At 44.8% G+C, this 17,897-nt stretch carries 20 protein-coding genes and 1 other RNA gene; 9 read left to right on the plus strand and 12 right to left on the minus strand.

Annotation, left to right across the window (positions count from 1 at the left end):
* The first annotated feature begins 26 nt into the window (after positions 1-26).
* Both AC23P2_RS13365 and AC23P2_RS13370 read left to right on the plus strand, forming a co-directional pair.
* Complete coding sequence (locus AC23P2_RS13365) at positions 27-881, plus strand: SGNH/GDSL hydrolase family protein (protein ID WP_487773658.1); 855 nt, start codon at positions 27-29, stop codon at positions 879-881.
* 5 nt (positions 882-886) lie between these two features.
* A complete protein-coding gene (locus AC23P2_RS13370; RefSeq protein ID WP_487773659.1) occupies positions 887-2,185 on the plus strand; it encodes a flavin-containing monooxygenase in 1,299 nt (432 codons plus the stop codon).
* Here AC23P2_RS13370 and AC23P2_RS13375 read toward each other — a convergent pair.
* The 3 genes from AC23P2_RS13375 to AC23P2_RS13385 all read right to left on the minus strand — a co-directional run bounded on the left by AC23P2_RS13375 (position 2,182) and on the right by AC23P2_RS13385 (position 5,526).
* Positions 2,182-3,036 carry a TIGR01459 family HAD-type hydrolase gene (locus AC23P2_RS13375; protein WP_487773660.1) on the minus strand — a complete coding sequence of 285 codons (855 nt, stop codon included), beginning with the start codon at positions 3,034-3,036 and terminating at the stop codon, positions 2,182-2,184. The two genes, AC23P2_RS13370 and AC23P2_RS13375, sit on opposite strands and share 4 nt — an antisense overlap.
* A 66-nt stretch (positions 3,037-3,102) precedes the next feature.
* Positions 3,103-4,143 (minus strand): aminoglycoside phosphotransferase/kinase family protein, encoded by a 1,041-nt coding sequence (locus AC23P2_RS13380; RefSeq protein ID WP_487773661.1) that lies wholly within the window; start codon positions 4,141-4,143, stop codon positions 3,103-3,105.
* Positions 4,144-4,158: 15 nt separating this feature from the next.
* On the minus strand, positions 4,159-5,526 hold the full coding sequence (locus AC23P2_RS13385; RefSeq protein WP_487773662.1) for a UDP-N-acetylmuramate--L-alanine ligase: 1,368 nt from the start codon (positions 5,524-5,526) through the stop codon (positions 4,159-4,161).
* A 69-nt stretch (positions 5,527-5,595) separates the two neighbouring features.
* Here AC23P2_RS13385 and tsaB point away from each other — a divergent pair, with 69 nt between their 5' ends.
* The 6 genes from tsaB (at position 5,596) to AC23P2_RS13415 (ending at position 11,102) form a co-directional block, all read left to right on the plus strand.
* The gene (tsaB, locus tag AC23P2_RS13390) at positions 5,596-6,288 is read left to right on the plus strand and encodes a tRNA (adenosine(37)-N6)-threonylcarbamoyltransferase complex dimerization subunit type 1 TsaB (RefSeq protein WP_487773663.1); all 693 of its coding nucleotides are present in this window, start codon (positions 5,596-5,598) and stop codon (positions 6,286-6,288) included.
* 51 nt (positions 6,289-6,339) lie between these two features.
* Positions 6,340-7,467, plus strand: a complete 1,128-nt coding sequence (locus AC23P2_RS13395; RefSeq protein ID WP_487773664.1) for an outer membrane protein assembly factor BamB family protein — start codon at positions 6,340-6,342, stop codon at positions 7,465-7,467.
* Between the two features lie 242 nt (positions 7,468-7,709).
* Positions 7,710-8,084, plus strand: a transfer-messenger RNA (tmRNA) gene (gene ssrA / locus AC23P2_RS13400).
* Positions 8,085-8,338: 254 nt separating this feature from the next.
* Positions 8,339-9,571 (plus strand): phage integrase SAM-like domain-containing protein, encoded by a 1,233-nt coding sequence (locus AC23P2_RS13405; protein WP_487773665.1) that lies wholly within the window; start codon positions 8,339-8,341, stop codon positions 9,569-9,571.
* Between the two features lie 372 nt (positions 9,572-9,943).
* Positions 9,944-10,864 (plus strand): amidoligase family protein, encoded by a 921-nt coding sequence (locus AC23P2_RS13410; RefSeq protein ID WP_487773666.1) that lies wholly within the window; start codon positions 9,944-9,946, stop codon positions 10,862-10,864.
* Complete coding sequence (locus AC23P2_RS13415; protein ID WP_472486972.1) at positions 10,857-11,102, plus strand: hypothetical protein; 246 nt, start codon at positions 10,857-10,859, stop codon at positions 11,100-11,102. The genes AC23P2_RS13410 and AC23P2_RS13415 overlap by 8 nt, the downstream gene beginning before the upstream one ends.
* A gap of 109 nt (positions 11,103-11,211) precedes the next feature.
* Here AC23P2_RS13415 and AC23P2_RS13420 read toward each other — a convergent pair whose 3' ends face one another.
* Positions 11,212-12,015 carry a DNA adenine methylase gene (locus tag AC23P2_RS13420; protein WP_487773667.1) on the minus strand — a complete coding sequence of 268 codons (804 nt, stop codon included), beginning with the start codon at positions 12,013-12,015 and terminating at the stop codon, positions 11,212-11,214.
* A gap of 381 nt (positions 12,016-12,396) precedes the next feature.
* Here AC23P2_RS13420 and AC23P2_RS13425 point away from each other — a divergent pair, with 381 nt between their 5' ends.
* Positions 12,397-12,675 carry a hypothetical protein gene (locus AC23P2_RS13425; protein ID WP_487773668.1) on the plus strand — a complete coding sequence of 93 codons (279 nt, stop codon included), beginning with the start codon at positions 12,397-12,399 and terminating at the stop codon, positions 12,673-12,675.
* 324 nt (positions 12,676-12,999) lie between these two features.
* Here the strand turns inward: AC23P2_RS13425 and AC23P2_RS13430 are convergent, their stop codons facing one another.
* From AC23P2_RS13430 to AC23P2_RS13465, 8 genes are all read right to left on the minus strand, one after another.
* Positions 13,000-13,266, minus strand: coding sequence for a hypothetical protein (locus AC23P2_RS13430; RefSeq protein ID WP_487773669.1), 267 nt, complete (start codon positions 13,264-13,266; stop codon positions 13,000-13,002).
* Between the two features lie 40 nt (positions 13,267-13,306).
* Positions 13,307-13,534 (minus strand): hypothetical protein, encoded by a 228-nt coding sequence (locus AC23P2_RS13435; RefSeq protein WP_487773670.1) that lies wholly within the window; start codon positions 13,532-13,534, stop codon positions 13,307-13,309.
* A 72-nt stretch (positions 13,535-13,606) separates the two neighbouring features.
* The gene (locus tag AC23P2_RS13440) at positions 13,607-14,368 is read right to left on the minus strand and encodes a hypothetical protein (protein WP_487773671.1); all 762 of its coding nucleotides are present in this window, start codon (positions 14,366-14,368) and stop codon (positions 13,607-13,609) included.
* Positions 14,369-14,459: 91 nt separating this feature from the next.
* Positions 14,460-15,428: a hypothetical protein gene (locus tag AC23P2_RS13445; RefSeq protein ID WP_487773672.1), complete on the minus strand. Its 969-nt coding sequence runs from the start codon at positions 15,426-15,428 to the stop codon at positions 14,460-14,462.
* 39 nt (positions 15,429-15,467) lie between these two features.
* On the minus strand, positions 15,468-15,884 hold the full coding sequence (locus AC23P2_RS13450) for a hypothetical protein (RefSeq protein ID WP_487773673.1): 417 nt from the start codon (positions 15,882-15,884) through the stop codon (positions 15,468-15,470).
* A gap of 6 nt (positions 15,885-15,890) precedes the next feature.
* Positions 15,891-16,661 carry a S49 family peptidase gene (locus tag AC23P2_RS13455; protein WP_487773674.1) on the minus strand — a complete coding sequence of 257 codons (771 nt, stop codon included), beginning with the start codon at positions 16,659-16,661 and terminating at the stop codon, positions 15,891-15,893.
* A 60-nt stretch (positions 16,662-16,721) separates the two neighbouring features.
* Positions 16,722-17,267: a hypothetical protein gene (locus AC23P2_RS13460; protein WP_487773675.1), complete on the minus strand. Its 546-nt coding sequence runs from the start codon at positions 17,265-17,267 to the stop codon at positions 16,722-16,724.
* Between the two features lie 137 nt (positions 17,268-17,404).
* Positions 17,405-17,893 (minus strand): hypothetical protein, encoded by a 489-nt coding sequence (locus tag AC23P2_RS13465; RefSeq protein ID WP_487773676.1) that lies wholly within the window; start codon positions 17,891-17,893, stop codon positions 17,405-17,407.
* Between the last annotated feature and the right edge of the window lie 4 nt (positions 17,894-17,897).

A 17,897-nucleotide genomic window follows, 5' to 3' on the forward strand; every position in this document is an offset into this window, starting at 1 on the left:
ATTGCCAATGTATTACTTTGTTTTTTATGAGCTTATTCTTGATGGTCTTTGGTGGTTTATTACTGCTTATCTTTCTTATCTATAAATTCCTCGAACGCAAAATTCGGTATCATCGCCCCAAGCATTTTCCTCAAAAAGGACAAGTTCCACTGGCAGAAGCTGCGGGTAAAAAAGTGGTGGTGTGCGTGGGCGATAGCATCACGCACGGAAATGTCAGTGTCAACTATGTGGATATGCTCGAACGCTGGCTGGGTGAACCGTTTTTTTTCTACAATGCGGGTGTTAATTCTGATCTGTCTTATACTCTTTTGGAGCGTTTGGACGAAATCATTGCAACAAAGCCCGATTACGTAACGCTGCTAATTGGTACCAACGATGTCAATGCGACCATGAGCAAAGCGGCTTTGAACAGTTATTATCAGTTTAAAAAAATAGCCAAAAATGTAATGCCCGATTTTGAGGGATACCAACGTAACTATACCGAAATTGTGCGGCGCTTGGCGACCGAGACCAACGCCCAAATTGCCCTAGTCTCATTGCCTGTTATGGGCGAAGACCTACAAAACGAAGCCAATACCAAAGCCGATCGTTACAGTGCATTTATCAAACAAGTCGCCGAACGCGAAAAACTGACGTATTTGCCCGTTCGTGAACGAATGAAGATATTTTTGGAACAACACCCCAAAAAACTTAAATATACCTACGACGATACCCTAAAATTGGTCTATATGAGCGTGGTCAAACACGAAATTTTGGGTCAAGATTGGGATAAAATCTGCCTGTCGCATGGCATGGATTTGAGCCAAGATAATTTGCACTTTAATACCCGAGGAGCGGCTATGATTGCCTCTTTGGTCGAAAGTTGGTTGAAAAAATCGTAACAATTATGCAAAAACAGGTGTGTATCATCGGGGCAGGTTCTTCTGGTATGGCGGCGGCGAAGGCCCTCAAAGACCTTGGAATTAGCTATGATTGCTTTGAAAAAGGGTCGGATATAGGAGGAAATTGGCGGTATAACAATGACAACAATATGTCGTCGGCGTATCGGTCGCTGCACATCAACACCAACCGCGAAATCATGGCGTATAGCGATTATCCCCTCACGCGCGATTTACCCATGTTTCCGCACCATTCGCAGATTATCAAGTATTTTGAGGAATACGTTGACCATTTTGGCTTACGCAATTCAATTACTTTCAATACAGGGATTGCGGAAGTTGAACCTACTTCCAATGGTTTGTACAAAGTTACAACTGACCAAGGAGAGTTGAAAGAATATGCCCATGTCATTGTCGCTAACGGCCACCATTGGAATCCTCGCTTTCCCGATCCGCCTTTTGCGGGAACATTCACGGGCGAAGTCCTGCACGTGCATCACTACCGCGTGCCTGAGCAAATCATGTACAAAAATATACTAATTGTAGGTATTGGAAACTCCGCCGTGGACATTGCTTGTGAGGCCGCCAAGCTCCATTCGGGTCGGGTGACGATTTCAACGCGAAGTGGGGCGTATATTTTACCCAACTGGATTTTGAGCAAACCTTTCGATAGTTTGGCCAATCCCCTAACGGCCAAATTGCCGTTATCAGTGCAGCGGTATTTGCTCAAAGTATCCCTTTTGCTTGCCCGAGGTCGCCAAGAGGCGTACGGAGTGCCGCTTCCTAAGCGCCCACCCTTGCAAGAACACCCGACGGTGTCGCAGGAGTTACTCAATCTGAGTGGGCGAGGTTTGATTGATTATAAGCCTAATATCAAGGAGTTTCGAGGGAAAGAAGTTGTTTTTGAAGACGGGACTTCCGAAACTTATGACTTGATTGTATATGCAACGGGCTACAAAGCGACGTTTCCGTTTTTGAAAGACAAAGCGTTTGAAGTGAGTACGAATAACGAATTTCGATTGTACAAAAAAGTGATACATCCCGACTGGCCTAACCTATTTTTTGTGGGATTAATTCAGCCATTGGGCGCCATTATGCCGTTGGCCGAAATTCAAGCCAAATGGGTTGCTAAATTGATAAAAGGGACTTGCCGTTTGCCTGATGTTTCTTCCATGACAAAAGACATCGAACGCGATACGCAGCAGATGAGGCATCGTTACAACGCTTCGCCTCGGCATACGTTTCAGGTCGATTTTTATTTGTACAAAGAGACCATTGAACGAGAACTAAGGCGAAACGGGATTTAGCCAATAACGGCCGATTCACACACGTAAGTAGGAATAATACCCGTACTGCGAATGCGGATTTCGGCGTCTTCAGCGGGGATGTTTCCTGTCAGTACCAATACGGTATCAAGCCCAAATTTATTCCCGCCCGAAATGTCGGTGCGGAGCGTATCCCCAATCATTACGATGTCTTTCTTACCCAGTGCAGGGTTTTGCTCCATCACCCGCTCGTAGGCAAACATAAACATTTGCGCATCAGGCTTTCCAAAACGAATAAACTGCTTGCCAACGATGCTTTCCAGCATATCGGCTACGCCACCGATGGCAATCGCGACTTGCGTTTTGGACGTAGGATAAGTAGCGTCAGTATTGGCCACAATCACGGGGATATTGCGCCGACGGAGTAAATTAGTGGCTTTGTTGAGGTCGGTATTCCAATCAAAACCTTCATCGTCGAGCATCACAAGGGCGTTGATATCGCCAATAGTGTCTAGGTTGAGTTCGCTGATTGATAAGGCTTTGCGTTCCGAAGATTCGATATAATGGGCTGAGTCTTCTGTTCCCAAATACGCCACCGTTCCCTGATTTACTTTTAATTCCAAATACTCTCTTGCCAACATCCCCGACGAAATGATGTTGTCGGGCGTAATGTCCATTAGTCCCATCCGCCAATACGATTCGGCGAGCTGTTGGGGGCTACGCGAAGCATCGTTGGTCAAAATGTAAAACTGCTTTTGGTTTTCTCTCAAATACGCAAACGTATCGGGAATCCCAGGAATAAGCCCGTGGGAGTTTTTGAGTACTCCAAACGCATCAAAGAAAAAAACTTGGTAGCGGGCGGCTACATCGGCAAAAGAGTCAATCGTAAGCATGGGTAGGTGAGTATAAAGCCAGACCTATAAGGTTTTCAAAACTTTATAGGTCTAGGAAATCTATTATTAAAGTCCTAATCGTTTTAAAATAGGGTCAACCGAGAACGTATCAATCGACGGGAAATAGGTTTCGTAGGCTTCCCGCTGCAACTTCGTGGCGTAGGTACGATGGAAAAAATACCGACCGTATTTGATGACGTAATTGAGAATAAAAAAGCGGTAAGCCTCGGGTAAAAAGCGAACTTCGCGTTCGGTCAGCGGATACACCTTGTGGTATTCTTCCAAAAACCACCCAAAACGCTCTTCGGCCAACGGTTCAATCAGGTACGAAAAGACCGTTCGGTCGCCAGCGTCGGAGCATACCCTACTGAAAAAGTAAAAGTCCATGACCCGATAACTAATGCGGAACCAATCGTAATCCCAACGAGAAAAAAGTTCTAGTTTGTCTGTCACCGAAAAATTTCCAATGTTCCAATCCAAAAACACAGGCATCGTTTCGACCGCGTTGGCGACCATCTCTTTGCGGTGTTTTAGGAAAAGATTGCACTGACGGCGCAATGTCTCGATGTGCATTCTATGCTCATAACGTCCTGTTTCGGTGTTGAGCATACTGAGCAAATCTTGGACGTCGGAACGCAGTGTTTTCGACGACTTGGGCATGACAGTACTCACGCTGGCGCAGGCTTTATGAAACTTTGCGATTTGCGATCCTAACGTTCGGATGTGGTGTTCTTCCAGACGGCGCGGAAGCTTTTCAGCGACTCGAATCGGATTGTAAAATACCACCCACACATCGAGCCCTTCTTCTTGGTACCGATACACAAACACCTGATTACTTTTGACTAACGACTTTGCCAATACGTTTTCAAACGGATATAACAGATTGTTAGCAAGGGTGTGAATCAGGCGATGGTCTTCTTTAAAATGCTCAAACTTTCCGAAGTATGAAAGTTTAGCAATAACGTGGCCTCCACCTTCAAGGGTCACGCGGAATACGTGATTGGTGGAAACGCGGGCGCTAATGTCTTCAATTAATTCAATGGGCCTGGTCGAATCGAAATCGTTCCAAGCAGATCTGATTATGGACGGGTAATCTACAAAACGCATGGCGTTGCTTTATATTCAGGTAATAATCTGTGATGCTAATCCCTTCAATTCTAATCCTCCAAACGTACCCGAACTCATCATGAGTAAGTTTTTATTTTTCCATGACAACGAGGCCAGGAAAGCTTGCAAAGCGTCTTTATCAGTAAATACTTCGAGCGACGGACGCTGAAAAGCGGCTTTTACCTCCTCTGGTGTGATAGGCTCAAGGCGCTTGTGAGCGAGTGTGTGAGGGTTATAGTAAACGACGGCCACGTCGGCTGCGTCGAGTTTGTGGGCATATTGTCCCAAAAAGTTTTTATTCAAGCTACTAAATGTATGCAATTCTACACAAGCGACCAACTGACGCGTCGGAAACTGCGATTTGGCGGCTTTGGTGGTGGCTTCTACCTTAGAAGGAGCGTGGGCAAAGTCTTTAAAAACGGCTGAATGAGCGTTTTTAGCCAAAGTTTCCATGCGATTTGCTGCTCCTTTAAACGTCTGGATGGCGCGGTAGAATTGCTCTTGTGTGAGTCCTACTTCTTCGCATACAGCCAAAGCCCCGCTAATATTTTTCATATTATGTTCCCCAAAAATCAACAACGGAACATCCCCGTAGGCTTGCGTTGTCAAAAACGTTTGGCCGTTGACAATCTTGTGCGGGTGAATATTGTACGGAACCGACCGCACATCAACCCGTTCGTTTTTGCCAATGACATCCAGCATGTCGTCGGTTTCGTCAAAAACCAATACCCCTGATTTTGACAAAGAATCGGCCAATTTTTCAAATTGCTTGACATAGCCTTCCCACGTTGGAAATACGTTGTAATGATCCCATGCGATACCGCTTATGAGGGCAATGTGAGGATGATAGTGTAAAAATTTGGGGACAAGGTCGGTAGGAGAAGCTGGGTATTCATCTCCTTCGACGACGATTAAAGGCGCCGAATTAGTAAGTTTGACCATGGTCTCAAATCCCTCCAATTGAGCGCCAACTAAGTAGTCAAACTGACGGTTGTTGACCCGCAAAGCGTGCAGTACCATCGAGGTGATAGTCGTTTTGCCGTGACTACCCGCAATCACCACGCGCTGTTTATGTTGGCTTTGTTGGTATATGTATTCGGGATACGAGTATATCGGTATTCCTAGTTCTTGTGCTCGGGCTAGCTCGGGATTGTCTTTGCGAGCATGCATTCCTAGAATGACTGCATCAAGTCCTTCGTGAATTTTTTCGGGAAACCAGCCAATTTCGGCAGGAAGCAAGTCTAATTTTTGGAGTCTTGAAAACGCTGGATCGTATATTTCGTCGTCCGATCCCGTAATTTGATAACCTTGACGGTGGAGGGCAATGGCTAAATTGTGCATTACGCTACCACCTATGGCGATAAAGTGAACTTTTTGACTCATTTTGAAGGGCGAATAATTAAGTTTGCAAAAATAACTGTAAACTGTAAACTTCAAACGTTAATCTGTAAAGTGCCCCTAATACTTAGCATAGATACTTCGACCCGCGGCTGTTCGGTGGCGCTCCACCAAGACGGCCAATTGCTATCCAGCTACGACCTTTTAGCCGAAAAATCGTCTTCTGGAATGCTTACGACTTTGATTTATAATGCCGTTGAACACGCTGGATTTCAGCTTGTTGATGTCGATGCCTTTGCCGTAGCAAAAGGCCCAGGCTCTTACACGGGGCTGCGAATCGCTGTCTCGACGGCCAAAGGGTTGTGTTTTGCGTTAGATAAACCTTTGATAAGTGTCAATACCCTAGAGGCCATGACACTACAGTTAAAGGCGTTTTTTCCTGTCAATTACTTGTTTTGTCCGATGCTCGATGCCCGTCGTATGGAAGTATATTGCGCGGTGCTGGACGCCGAACTTCATTTTGTAGAAGCGACCCAGGCCAAAATTATGGATGAACAATCTTTTACTGAATTACTTACTGAGCGGTCGGTGGTTTTCTTTGGCGACGGTGCAGCAAAGTGTCAGCGGGTATTGGGGAAATATCCCAATGCGCATTTTCCCTCACAAGCGATTTTTCCTTCGGCCAAAACAGTGGGAGAACTGGCTTGGAAACGCTTTCAAGACCAGCAATTTGAAGAGGTGGCTGCTTTTGAACCCTTTTATTTGAAAGATTTTATGGCCACTACGCCCAAACCCAAATCATACTAATTGACCTACAAAGTCGTTAGACAACAAAACGTCTCGTCTATCTTTTTGTTCATGAAAAAATCAATAGCCAATCGTTCATTTTTTGCAGCAGCAACCTTTGCCGCTTTTCAAATTTTTACCTATTGTTCCAAAAAAGAAGACCCCATGCCGAAGGGGATTGATGCAGTGTTTGTTGGAAGCAGTGATAATAAACTATACGCACTCAATTCTAAAACAGGGGCTAAACTGTGGGAGTTTGCCACCAAAGGTACGGTTCACTCTTCGCCAACCTTGGCCATTGGAATGGCAATTGTCGGCAGTTCAGACCAAAATATTTACGCAGTTGACCTCAAGACTGGAGCTAAAGTCTGGGAATTTGCCCTTGATATGGGTATTTCGTCGGCTCCCACAGTGTCAGGAAATACGGTATATGTAGGCATGGGAGGAACGTCGAATTTTACCTCAAAACTATACGCGTTGGATGTTGTGACAGGAGCGAAGCAATGGGAGTTTACCGCCGATGGAATCAGTATTTCGTCACCGACGGTCGTCAATGGAAAGGTATTTGTGGGTGGTTTTAATAACTTATATGCTCTTGATGCTAAAAAAGGGACAAAACTGTGGGAGTTTGGCACAGGCGCAGGCGTAGATTCGTCGCCGTCGGTGGTCGATGGGGTAGTCTATGTCGGCAGTAATGATTACAACGTGTATGCACTTGATGCCGAAACGGGAGCCAAAAAGTGGAACTTCTCGACGGGAGGCGAAGTGAGTTCGTCGCCCACAGTAACAGGAGGAAGCCTGTTTATCGGTAGTTTTGACCGAAAATTATATGCCATAAATAGCCAAACGGGGGCAAAATTGTGGGAGTTTAGAACGGACGGGCCTGTTTTGTCTTCGCCGTCGGTGAGCAATGGCGTGGTATATGTGGCGAGCAACGACCACAAGATGTACGCAGTAGATGCCAAAACAGGCGCTAAGAAGTGGGAGACATGGTCCACCAACCGCATCCAAGCTTCGCCCGTAGTGACGGATAGTTTGGCTTACGTTGGAGGAATCGACGGGCGCTTTTTTGCCGTTGACGTCCAGTCGGGTGCTAAAAAATGGGAATTTCAAACGGGGGGAGCGGTATATTCATCGGCGGCTGTATTGAGTAGTTCGGCCAAAACCTATTTTTCGGGTGTAAGCGGCCTTCAGCAATAATTGGAGGTGATGAGGGTTGCTCACAACCCGCCTAATTGCGAGCTAGTCAGCGGCCAGTCCCGATTTGTAATCGGGACTTCTACGGCTCAAAGTCTCTGACTTTAATCAAAAGGGAGAAGGGTTGCTCACCACCTGACCAACTGTAGAATTGTCTCAATAGAGCATTGGAGGAAATTCAAAAGAAAAACAGAAAGCTTGAACTTTTTTAACAAGCATTTCTGTTAGCCTAAAACCAACTCGAAGGGGTCGCCTTGGTTTTGACAGCGAGTTGAAGCAATACGTATAAGCACGTCGGGACGTGTGCGCGAGTCCTGTTAAAAACACGCATAAACAATAGCTGGCAATTATAGCTACGCTATGGCTGCTTAATCCGGAGTGATTAACCATTAGCCATCGTTCCTCCAACTTCCGTCTTGCTGGTTGGGTCAAGGGGCGTCGAACCGCGAGACTGGCCGCGCTAACGTTGCTAACACGCGGTAAGACACCAGCAAATAAGGCATTGGCTCAGGTCTGTTTTGAACCTTACCGAAGCTCGAAAATTAAATCAAAACTAAGCGTGTAGAAGGCGTACGGTTTCCTTGTTCTGGACGCGGGTTCGACTCCCGCCGACTCCACTAAGTGTTTTTTAATGACTGACCTGCCCCCAAAATGGCAGGTCTTTTTGCTTCTAAGCCAGTCGTTTATCCTCTGTTTTTGATGGGTTTATTGTCGCGGGGGCACAGTCGGGCGCACACCTTGGTAGCGCGGGCGCACACTACCGTTAACTAAAATGGCATTTTTTTGTACCCCCTTTTATTTGCTTCACAAAACGGCATAAAGTTGGTTTGCACCCCCAAATTTTAACCGTTAAATAAGTTTATGAAAAAAAAGGATGGAAATTTTATTTTTCCGACATCAAACAGATGGGCAGCGAAAACGTGGCATGACGACCATCTATCACAGGATCACTATCAACGGTGATAGAGCGGAGCTGTACAGCACACATTTGAAGTGCAGATTTGAGGATTTTGACGTTGATAAGCAACGTTTCAAGCCTGCCGACAAAGATTATCTGTACAAAAATGGTAGGCTCAATGAGATTGAAGGTGATTTGTTTGAGATTTACACAACGCTTAGTCGAAAGCGAAAGCCTTTTACGCCTCAGCAGGTCAAGGAAGTTTACATGACCGATAATGATGATGTGCGGTTCATTGACACGTTTGACAAGTACCTCGAAGACTTGGAGAACGCGAAGAAAACAAAGTCAACCAAGAAAGCTTACAAAAATGTCAGGAATAAGGTGCTTGATTTCCTGATTTTGAAAAAAAGACAGCAAGATTTGCTTGAAAATTTCGACGTGGACACCTTCCTACAGTACCGAAACTGGCTAAAGAATAAGCAAAATTTTGAGGACTCGACGATACGTAAGCACCTTGCGACGATTAAGCAGGTGCTCACCTGGGCGAAGCTCAACAAGCTGCTTGTGAGCAATCCGCTGGAAGGGTATCGAATCAAACACGAGGGGAGAAAGCCAAACGTTTGTTTATCTGCATCGCAGTTTGAGCTTTTGAAAAGTCATACGTTTTCAACTGAGCGCATTCAACGGGTGGCTGATTGTTTTATCGTGTATTGTCGAACGGGCTTTCATTACGATGACTTGAAGCAGATGGCAAAAGCTGGTACCAGCGTGATAGTGCCGATTGGTGAGTATAACTTCATCGACTGGGCGAGGGGGAAAACGGCGGTGAGTGCCAAAGTACCCATTTCGGCGTGGCCAGAGGTAAATGACGTGGTGAGAAAATACGGTGGCTGGGACAAACTGCCGATACTTTCTAACCAAAAAATGAATGATTACTTGAAGCTGGTGGCGGCTGAACTCAATGTGGCCATTGCAATGCTATCGCCCGAGGAACGTATAAGCAGAAATTTGACGCTTGTTAATCCTGAACTAACCGTTAAGGCAGGCCGCAAAACGTTAGCAGATTGGCTTTTGAACGAATTAAGTTGGAGCAAAGAGGCCGTTAAAGTGGTGCTTGGCCTGAAAACTGACAGGTGTCTTGATTCGTACGTGCGTGAAGATGAGCGGCGGGTGTTGAATGAGCTCCGTCGTCAGAAAATAGCATAAGATTTACCTACACACCCCCTACTTTGAAAAATTATCTGTGATGCGACCTGGTAATTGAGCCAGAAGCTGAGTCACAGTCAACTTAAAAAAAAGCAGTGTAATCATACATTTTTTTTGTACAGCATATTTTAAATCATTGATATTCAAATGATAGAGCTATAGAAAAAGCAGTGTAATTGTACATTTTTTTTGTACAGCATACGTCAATCTGTGACGCGCCTGGCATTATAAAGTATCGATTGGTAACACACTCAAAATCAGGTCAAAAATTCACAAAAAATAGGCGAAGATAGTACGCCAAAGACTTGCTTGTCGGGAAAGATAGTGCGTTGTTTGTCCTATCAAAAACAACAATAAAGCACTGATAAACAGATGAATACGCAAGCGATTTTAAATAATGAAAACCTCACTAAAACAGAGAAAATTCGGCAGCTTTTAGCCCTAGGATTGACCCGCAAAGAGGTAGCAAATTTGACAGGAGGCAATTACGGATTTGTTCAGAACGTATTTGCGAAATACTGGCCTTCACAAGTACAATCAAAAGGGGTATTTCACCCACTAACATTCAATAAGAAATTTGGAATTGAGATTGAAGCCTACGGGGTATCACGCTCGAAAGTACTCACAGCCATCAGAACAAAAGGGATTAGAATTGAAGACGAAAGTTATAACCACATTACTCGTGGATGGTGGAAAATAGTAAGCGACAGCAGCATTAGCGGTGAAAGCGGATTTGAAATCGTCAGCCCTATTTTGGAAGGCCAAGCGGGATTAGAGGAATTGAAAAAAGTGTGCGAAGCTTTAACAGAGGTAAGGGCAAAAATCAATAAATCATGCGGAATGCACGTGCATTTTGATGCCTCCCAAATGGGAATTAGCGAGGTTAAAAATTTGATGCTGAACTATGCCACTTACGAAAAGCACATTGATAGCATCCTACCAAATAGCCGACGCGGAAATACAAACAATTACTGCCAAAGCCTTCAAAATGATAAGACAAAAATAGAAATCGCAACGAGCGTCAGAGAATTAGCCAGCGCCATCGGCACTCGCTACCGTAAAATTAACCTACAAAGCTTTGTAAGACACGGTAGCATTGAATTTAGACAACACTCTGGAACGATTGAATTTGAGAAAATCAAAAATTGGGTTTTGTTTTTACACAATTTGGTGGATTTCTCGAAAAAGAAAAAAGTAGAACAGGCTGAGGCTACTTTTGAGAGCTTCCAAAAATTTAACCAAGAAGAAATTTACAATTACCTTTATAACCGTAAAAACGACTTAAATGCTTAACTATAAAACACAAGAAGGGGAGCTACTGCAAGGCGGTAGCTCAACCGAAATTTTAAAGGCTTATCAAGCAGGTTCTAAATTTGATGCCGAGAAGGATTATGAAACATACATCGCAGATTTGTGGACTCGGCTTCAGGATTGGGAAAATAATTTAGCACCATCGCCTGCGTCATTTGAAAGCCTAGAAAAACAAGTCTTTCAAAAACTTATCGAATCTGAGTTTTTGAGTGAGGTATAATCAGTGCCACTAAGGTTGTTTTGTGAAAACACCTCGCTGATGCTGTCGGCGAGGTGTTTTATTCTGAAGTAACGCTAAAAATAGCGAGGGTGGACAGCTTGACTAGGGGCTAATAATTCCAAGTCAGACACTCTATCTTTTTCTTCGTTTTTTCTCGGCGGCCATCTACTGCCAGCGTTTTTTCGTGAGATTCATGCTTCCATCCCAATTTTTCGATGTACTCAAAAAGTGATGGTTCAGGGTACGTACTCAATAAGAACTTCCCTTTTAGCTGTGAACACACGTCAAGGAGCTTGCGAAAGTCTGTCTCGGTATAACCTGAATAATGACCCTGATTTGCCGAAACGTAAGGAGGGTCAAGGTAAAAAAAAGCATCCTCAGAATCGAAAGCTTTCATAACTTTAAGGGCATCATTACTCTCAATGGTGACTCTTTTCAAACGTTCTTTGTAGGCCACCGTCAAATTTCCCTTTTTGTTAAATAGCTTCAGGGGACATTTCCCAAATCTATCATATCCAAACCCTGCCCCAATCATGCTACTAAAACTCATGTTGGTTTGTACCCATACAGCCCAAGCTAAGGATAGCTCATCTTGAGGGGAGGGAGTCTGGTTCTCGTAAATTTTAGCAGCCATTGTATGCTGGACCCGTGAGTGAAAGGTCTCGTCAATTTTTTCCTTCAGTGATTCAAAATCAAATTTCAAAGTCCTATAAAAGGTAATGAGGTTATTATTAAGGTCATTTATAACTTCGGCAGCAGATGGTGGCTTAGCCCAAAAAACAGCGCCTCCCCCAAAAAAAGGTTCAATGTAAGTCGTATGTGGGGGGATTTTAGGGATGATTTGCGAAAGCATCATTTGCTTACCTCCATAGTAGGTGATGGGAGTTTTAAGAAGGGGTTTTACGGTGGTCATTGTGTATGGTTTTGTTGGGCTGCAAAACTATCCGTGACCAATACTTGCACGAAAGGACGGAATTTGTCAATTTTATGACGCTTTACTGTCAATATCCTGACAGAGCACAGCGGTGTCAGCTGTATAAAACGGCTTTTTTATGGAAGAACTATTTACCAATGGCATTGAGCTTGGGAGAAAGCATCATGCCCAAATCAAAGCGATGAGTCCTAGATGGATACACCGCAACGTCCCTGTATTTATCAGGGAGAATTTATTTGTCCCCTATTACATAACCGAAGTAGGGAATGAAAGAAGACTATACATTATTCAATTCCCATTAGCTAATGATAAGGTCTCGTTCATATTGTTCGCTAAAGGGGAAGTTCCAATAAGTCCAACATGAAGCCGCCAAAATTTTTGATTGCACACAATGAAGCCGCTCAACCAGGAGCGGCTTTTATTGTTCATACTCAAGACCCTTCCTTTGTTGCTCAAATACTAACCTTTTCAAACGAGGAAGAAATGCAACTATTTGAAGCCCAGCACGAATGTATTCGAGTCAATGACCAAGTTTTGGTCCATGTACAGGAATACCTAAAGTCAGACGATTTCCGACGAATTGAATGGCTGAAGAAGAAAGTAAAACATTGGATGAACGATTATCTATCCAATAAATAGTGTTTCAGATATTCGTCAAAAATTACATCAGAGAACGTAAAACGTTAAAGGGCGCACAGTTCGACGTGTGCGTGGTTTATTATTCAAAATACCCAACACAGACAACTATCTGTCAATCTGACTGTTGTCTATCCTACTCAGTTTAATTTTTTTCGAGTGATTTCTGGTATTTTAGAAGCAATTGTGTGTGCTTTTTGTCAAGAACTATTATTCGTGTGACCAACTCTTGGGCAGTGTTGGGATATAGTTTGGCGAGTTGGTTTGAAAGTTGACCTGCTTCAAGTACTACGCTTCTAATTTCCTCTCGAAGCAGGTCTGAGGAGGTTACTTCGCCTCCGGCTCTTTTTTTTTAGGAGTGCTTTGCTTGTTTTTAGCCTCTTTTTGACCTTGAGTACCCGTAGATTTAGCGGGTGTTTGACCTGGCGATGTTTGTGATTGAATTTTGCCTGAAGTATCGGCAGATTCAGCGGTCAAAATGGCGATTTCTGCTTCGATGGCTTGGATGGTGGCTAGGTTCTCATCGCTTGGGTTACGGCGGTTGGCTCTTTGAGCTAACCACAAATCGGCTTCGAGGGTGGCGAGTGTTTTCATTTTTTATCAGGGGGAAAAGCAAAAAGCCAGCGTACTGGCTTTAAACTGTGGGTTTCTTTTTGGTTTGCTTCTCGGCAGTATCAGCGGTAGTGGCCATGGTAGAATCCTCTACTTTTTCGATTGCTTTACAGCCTGCTTTGAAAAACATTTCTGCCAATTCATCGGTCATTGTATCGGCAATTTCAGCGATGCGCACGGTGCGATTGGTGATTGGGTGTAGCCAAGTTTCATTTTTGGCGAGTTCGAGATTTACTTTGTACTTTTCCATTTTTTTGATTGGGGGGATATTAAAAAAGTTGACAGAATACTCCGCCAACTTTTTTAAGTGGGGTTACACAAATTACGCAACAGCAGGAAGTGGCTCAATGGCGAAGGTTGCACCTGTTCCAAGTGGAATCACTGGGAACATGAAGCCATCGTTTTTGGCCGAGAAGGTGATTTTTTGTGGATCAGACCCCTTCGCTCCCGAATCTGCCTGAATCTCAAATTCGAGCGGTACGTCGATTGAGCCTACGAAGTACTTAATGTTGTTGTTTCCTAACGCAACAATAACGCATGGGCGATTTAGAAGGTTGGCTACCAGTGAAATAGAGTCCTTGTCAATTCCGTAGATATCGAAGGCAACGTTTTGTTCAAAGGACTGATTTCCTGTTTTGCCCTTGGAAGCAAAGCCCCACTTGTTAGTATCGTAAGCAGCTTGGATTTCCGTGAATTTCTTGCCAGTAATCAGTGGAATTGGGTCTGTAATTTCCCCAGCGACCGCCATGGCGTAGGTGGGAAATTCTTCGTCTTCCAACTGGTCAATTGGGCAGATGTATAACCGTTTATTCCCGCCTGGCTTTGGCCCGGTCTTTCGTCGGATACCCGTTAGGGCAGTTAAAGCCAGAATTTCATTGATACCATTTGTAGATTTTTGCTCAGAAAACGGATTGTGGCTATGCACGCGAGCTCCAATTTCTGTTTTCACGTAAGCCACTGAGATACTTTCCGTGCCCTGAGCTACGATTTCAACCTTTGGTGGGGGGACATTTTGGGCTTCGATTTGGGGAGCAATCCCGAGGAAAAGCAGCGATAACGCTAAGATTTTAATAAGATTTTTCATTTTTAGTGTGTCCGTGTTAAGGTGACTTTAATTAAAAAAATGGGGGGATTACGCCCCCCAAGCGTAGTTGGGCATCATTTTAGCCCGCGCGTTAGACTTTGTTGTTACGCACGATGAACTTGCCATAGGCATAATCGAACGCGCAACGGAAGAACATGTTCATTTTCCAGCCTTTGACATCTTGAATGATGGTGAGGCGATTTTGTCCGCCATCTGTACCAAAAAACAAGTTATTTGGTGGGGTGATGACGACGGTTTCTTTGCCTGCCAAACCAACATCTATCACAAATACCAAGTTTTCGTAGTCATCGGGTGCGAGTGCTACGTCTTTGGGTCCTACTGATTGCGGAAATTTGGCGCGGCGGCCACGGTCGTAACGCTGCTTCATGCGGCGTGAAAGGCGGATTTCACCACGGCTTTCGGCCAAGCGGGGCAATACATCAGCATACTTATCGCACATTGCTTGGATGTGGTCATACACCGACTCATCGGTGGTAAACGTGGCTGGCCCCGCAACGGTATTTGCCCCTGGAATATCACCACCACCACCTGCGCCAGTGACAATTTTTAGGAGCAAACCATCGACGGCAAACAAGGAGCCTGTTTCTGCGGCGTCGGCATCACCCTTCCAAGATGAGTTTTCGCGCAAAAACAAACCTTGACCTTGGATGATTTCGCGTAAGAACATCGTTTCCACTGGATTGTCGAGAACTTCCTGCACCGAACCCACGCGCTTGGCCGCACGAAGCCAGCTTTTAGCGATGCCCATGATTTGAGAGCGCGGGATAAAGATGTCGGCATCTATGTCCTGCATTTTCCATTTTCTGTGACCAAACTCGGCGGCTTTCGTCGCAGTGAAATCGTCGGAGGCTACGCGCAGGATGTCCATAACGCGCATATTGGTAATTACTTCTTCGTCGTCTGCGTAACGAACGTCGAAGTCATTGTTGAGCTGCTGAAATCCATCCTGAACAAGGTCAGTGATGATTTCGGGGTTTGCTTCGACATATCTTTGCAAATCGGCGGGGATTGCAGTTATGTCTAGTGATTGTGTAGGCATGGTGTGAAAAAAAATAAAAGTTGGTTTGGAGTGAATAGGTTACTTTTTGCCTTTTGCAACCACAGCTTCGATGGCTTGGCGCATTAGGCTACCTTCTGGAAACTTCGCGACGATGTCTTCAGAAGTAGTGGTTTTGTCGGCACCTGGCACAATGGCACCTGTGGCATTGGCATGATTCTCTTTCCACGTCCGCAACTGTGTTGCTTCGGCAGTTAAGTTATCACGCTCGGTGGTAAGGCTAGTAACCTGCCCTTGAAGGGTTGAAACTTGGGATTTGAAACCATCGCGCTCGGCGGTGATGGTTTGCACCTGCGACTCTAAGCCTTCGATACGGGCTTGTATTTGGGAGGCATCTGCTTCGGCAGCGTTGATAACCTCCTGAGGGGCATTGCCTGCCACGTAAGCATACGCTGACGCAAGTAGGCGAGACAAAACAGAGGATTCGGGTTTTTGCATGGTGTGTTATTTGTCGGAAAGTTGAATGACTCGTTGAAGGGCTTGGGCATAGGTGCCTTTGCGGTCGGCAAGGCCAAGGGCTACCGATTCGTCGGCATCGTACGTGTCGCCATCCCATATCGCATCAGATTTTAGGCGACGGCCACGACCGCGACGAACGTAAAACTTGAATTCTACATTGGCGGCATCTACTCGCTTTTGAAAGCGGTCAATGTCGCGTTGTTCGAGTGGCTCGTAAGAATTAGGTTTGCCCTTGCGCACCGAACCCGCCGAACGAAAAGTGATGTACTTTGTTCCTTCCTTTTCATTTCGAGCGGTATTGTCAGTGTGGATGTAGATAGTACCAATACTACCGATTTCGGTGGTACTTTGGGGCTCGGCATAAATCTCATTGGTTTGAGAGGCTATCCAACAACCCGCGCTGCAACAAAACGAAGTGTGGGTAACAATGGGTTTGTCGTAATTGTATATAAAGTTGGCAAACGCTACTAGCTGGTCAACCGCTCCACCTGCGGTCTTGACTTCAAGTATCACGCCTTTGATGTCTGAAGCGCGGGCGGCAATGTCAAGTAGGCGAGTGTAGTAATTAATTCCATAAGGGCTGATATAGCCGTCTATGGACAATTCAAGAATTGCGGGATATTCGGGGTGGCGGTAATAATTGAGTCGAGATATTTCGTCTCGACTGAGAATGGGAAACGCCGATGCCTGCGGAATGGCAATGTGCGTTTCGTCTTTGATAGCGTATAGTCCCGAGGGAATAGTATGTACCGTCATGGTTACAATTGTTGACGGTACAATTTTGAAGCTTACAAATGGTAATAGAAAGGACGGTATTTAGGCGAATGCACGACTGAATGTCCCCAAAAATGTGCGTGTTTGTGTTGGCAAGGAGGTAGTGTTCAAAGGGGCAAAAGGAAGCTTGCCATTCAAAAAAATAGCTGTCTCGCTTTGGTCGTTGATGGATTGCCCATAACTCAGCACCAGTGGATAATCAGGTGTGCCCGCTATGTAGTAGTTTTGGTTGTGGTCTTGAAAAAATGCGACCCACTTTATGTATTTACGGGCTTCAAGCTCCTTTGTGACTTGTGCGAGTATTTTTGGCAATGCTCCTTGGATACTTACATTATATATATGGCCATCGTTGACTGGATTTTGAGTAAGGTTATACAGGCAACTTTTGGGGCGAAACTCAAAGCTTAACGTTTGGGTGTCTGGGTCGATGGGTACGGAAGCAATAGGGATGGTTTGGGAGTCGTCGTACCCAAGTATCGTTGATGGATACGGCAAATAGGAAATATCATCGCTTGGCACTAAAACTAAGCGGCGAATATAGCCTTGATTTGAGGTACCTTTCCAGCTGCCAATTTTTGTGTTTTGCATTGTGAAGGGACGGGTTTTTTAAGGGGTGTGGAATATAAATTTATTTTCAAAAGGCATTTTTGAACTGATTGACAGCTTTTTGCCAGCGTGAGAATTGATTCCAAAACGTCGCATTTGGTGACAAAGCGTCGCAATGACTACGTAAACGTCGCATTTGGTGACAAAGCGTCGCAAAATTTTCTCTGTTTTAGCTCGGTTTTTTCTTCAAACGAACGGATTTTGCGGGCGGCTGAATTGACACTTATCTCATCGTCGGTAATGTCATAGGTAGCTAAAAAGCGTTTGATGTGGGGTTCATAGACCCGCGAAATGGAATAACCACACTGAACGTAATACTTCAGGGCTTCGTCAAACTCATCGGTCAGTATCTTGGTTAGATAATGAATTCGATTGTCGGGGATGTACAACAACTTCCCATCCTGATAAATTTTAATACTCACCCAGCAGCCGTCTGGTTGCTTGGGGGGATGGGATGTGAAGTTTTTTTCAAGCAATGATTCGATGATTATTCCAAGGGTCTCGTCGCGACGAACATAAATCGACCCTTTTTCAAACCGATAGCTACGTTCTAAAAACTTTTTTACATAACGCGGGACGGGTACTTTGACCTCAATCTTTCTGTTCATGGGT

It is taken from the genome of Runella sp. R0.1_18, assembly GCF_057652155.1.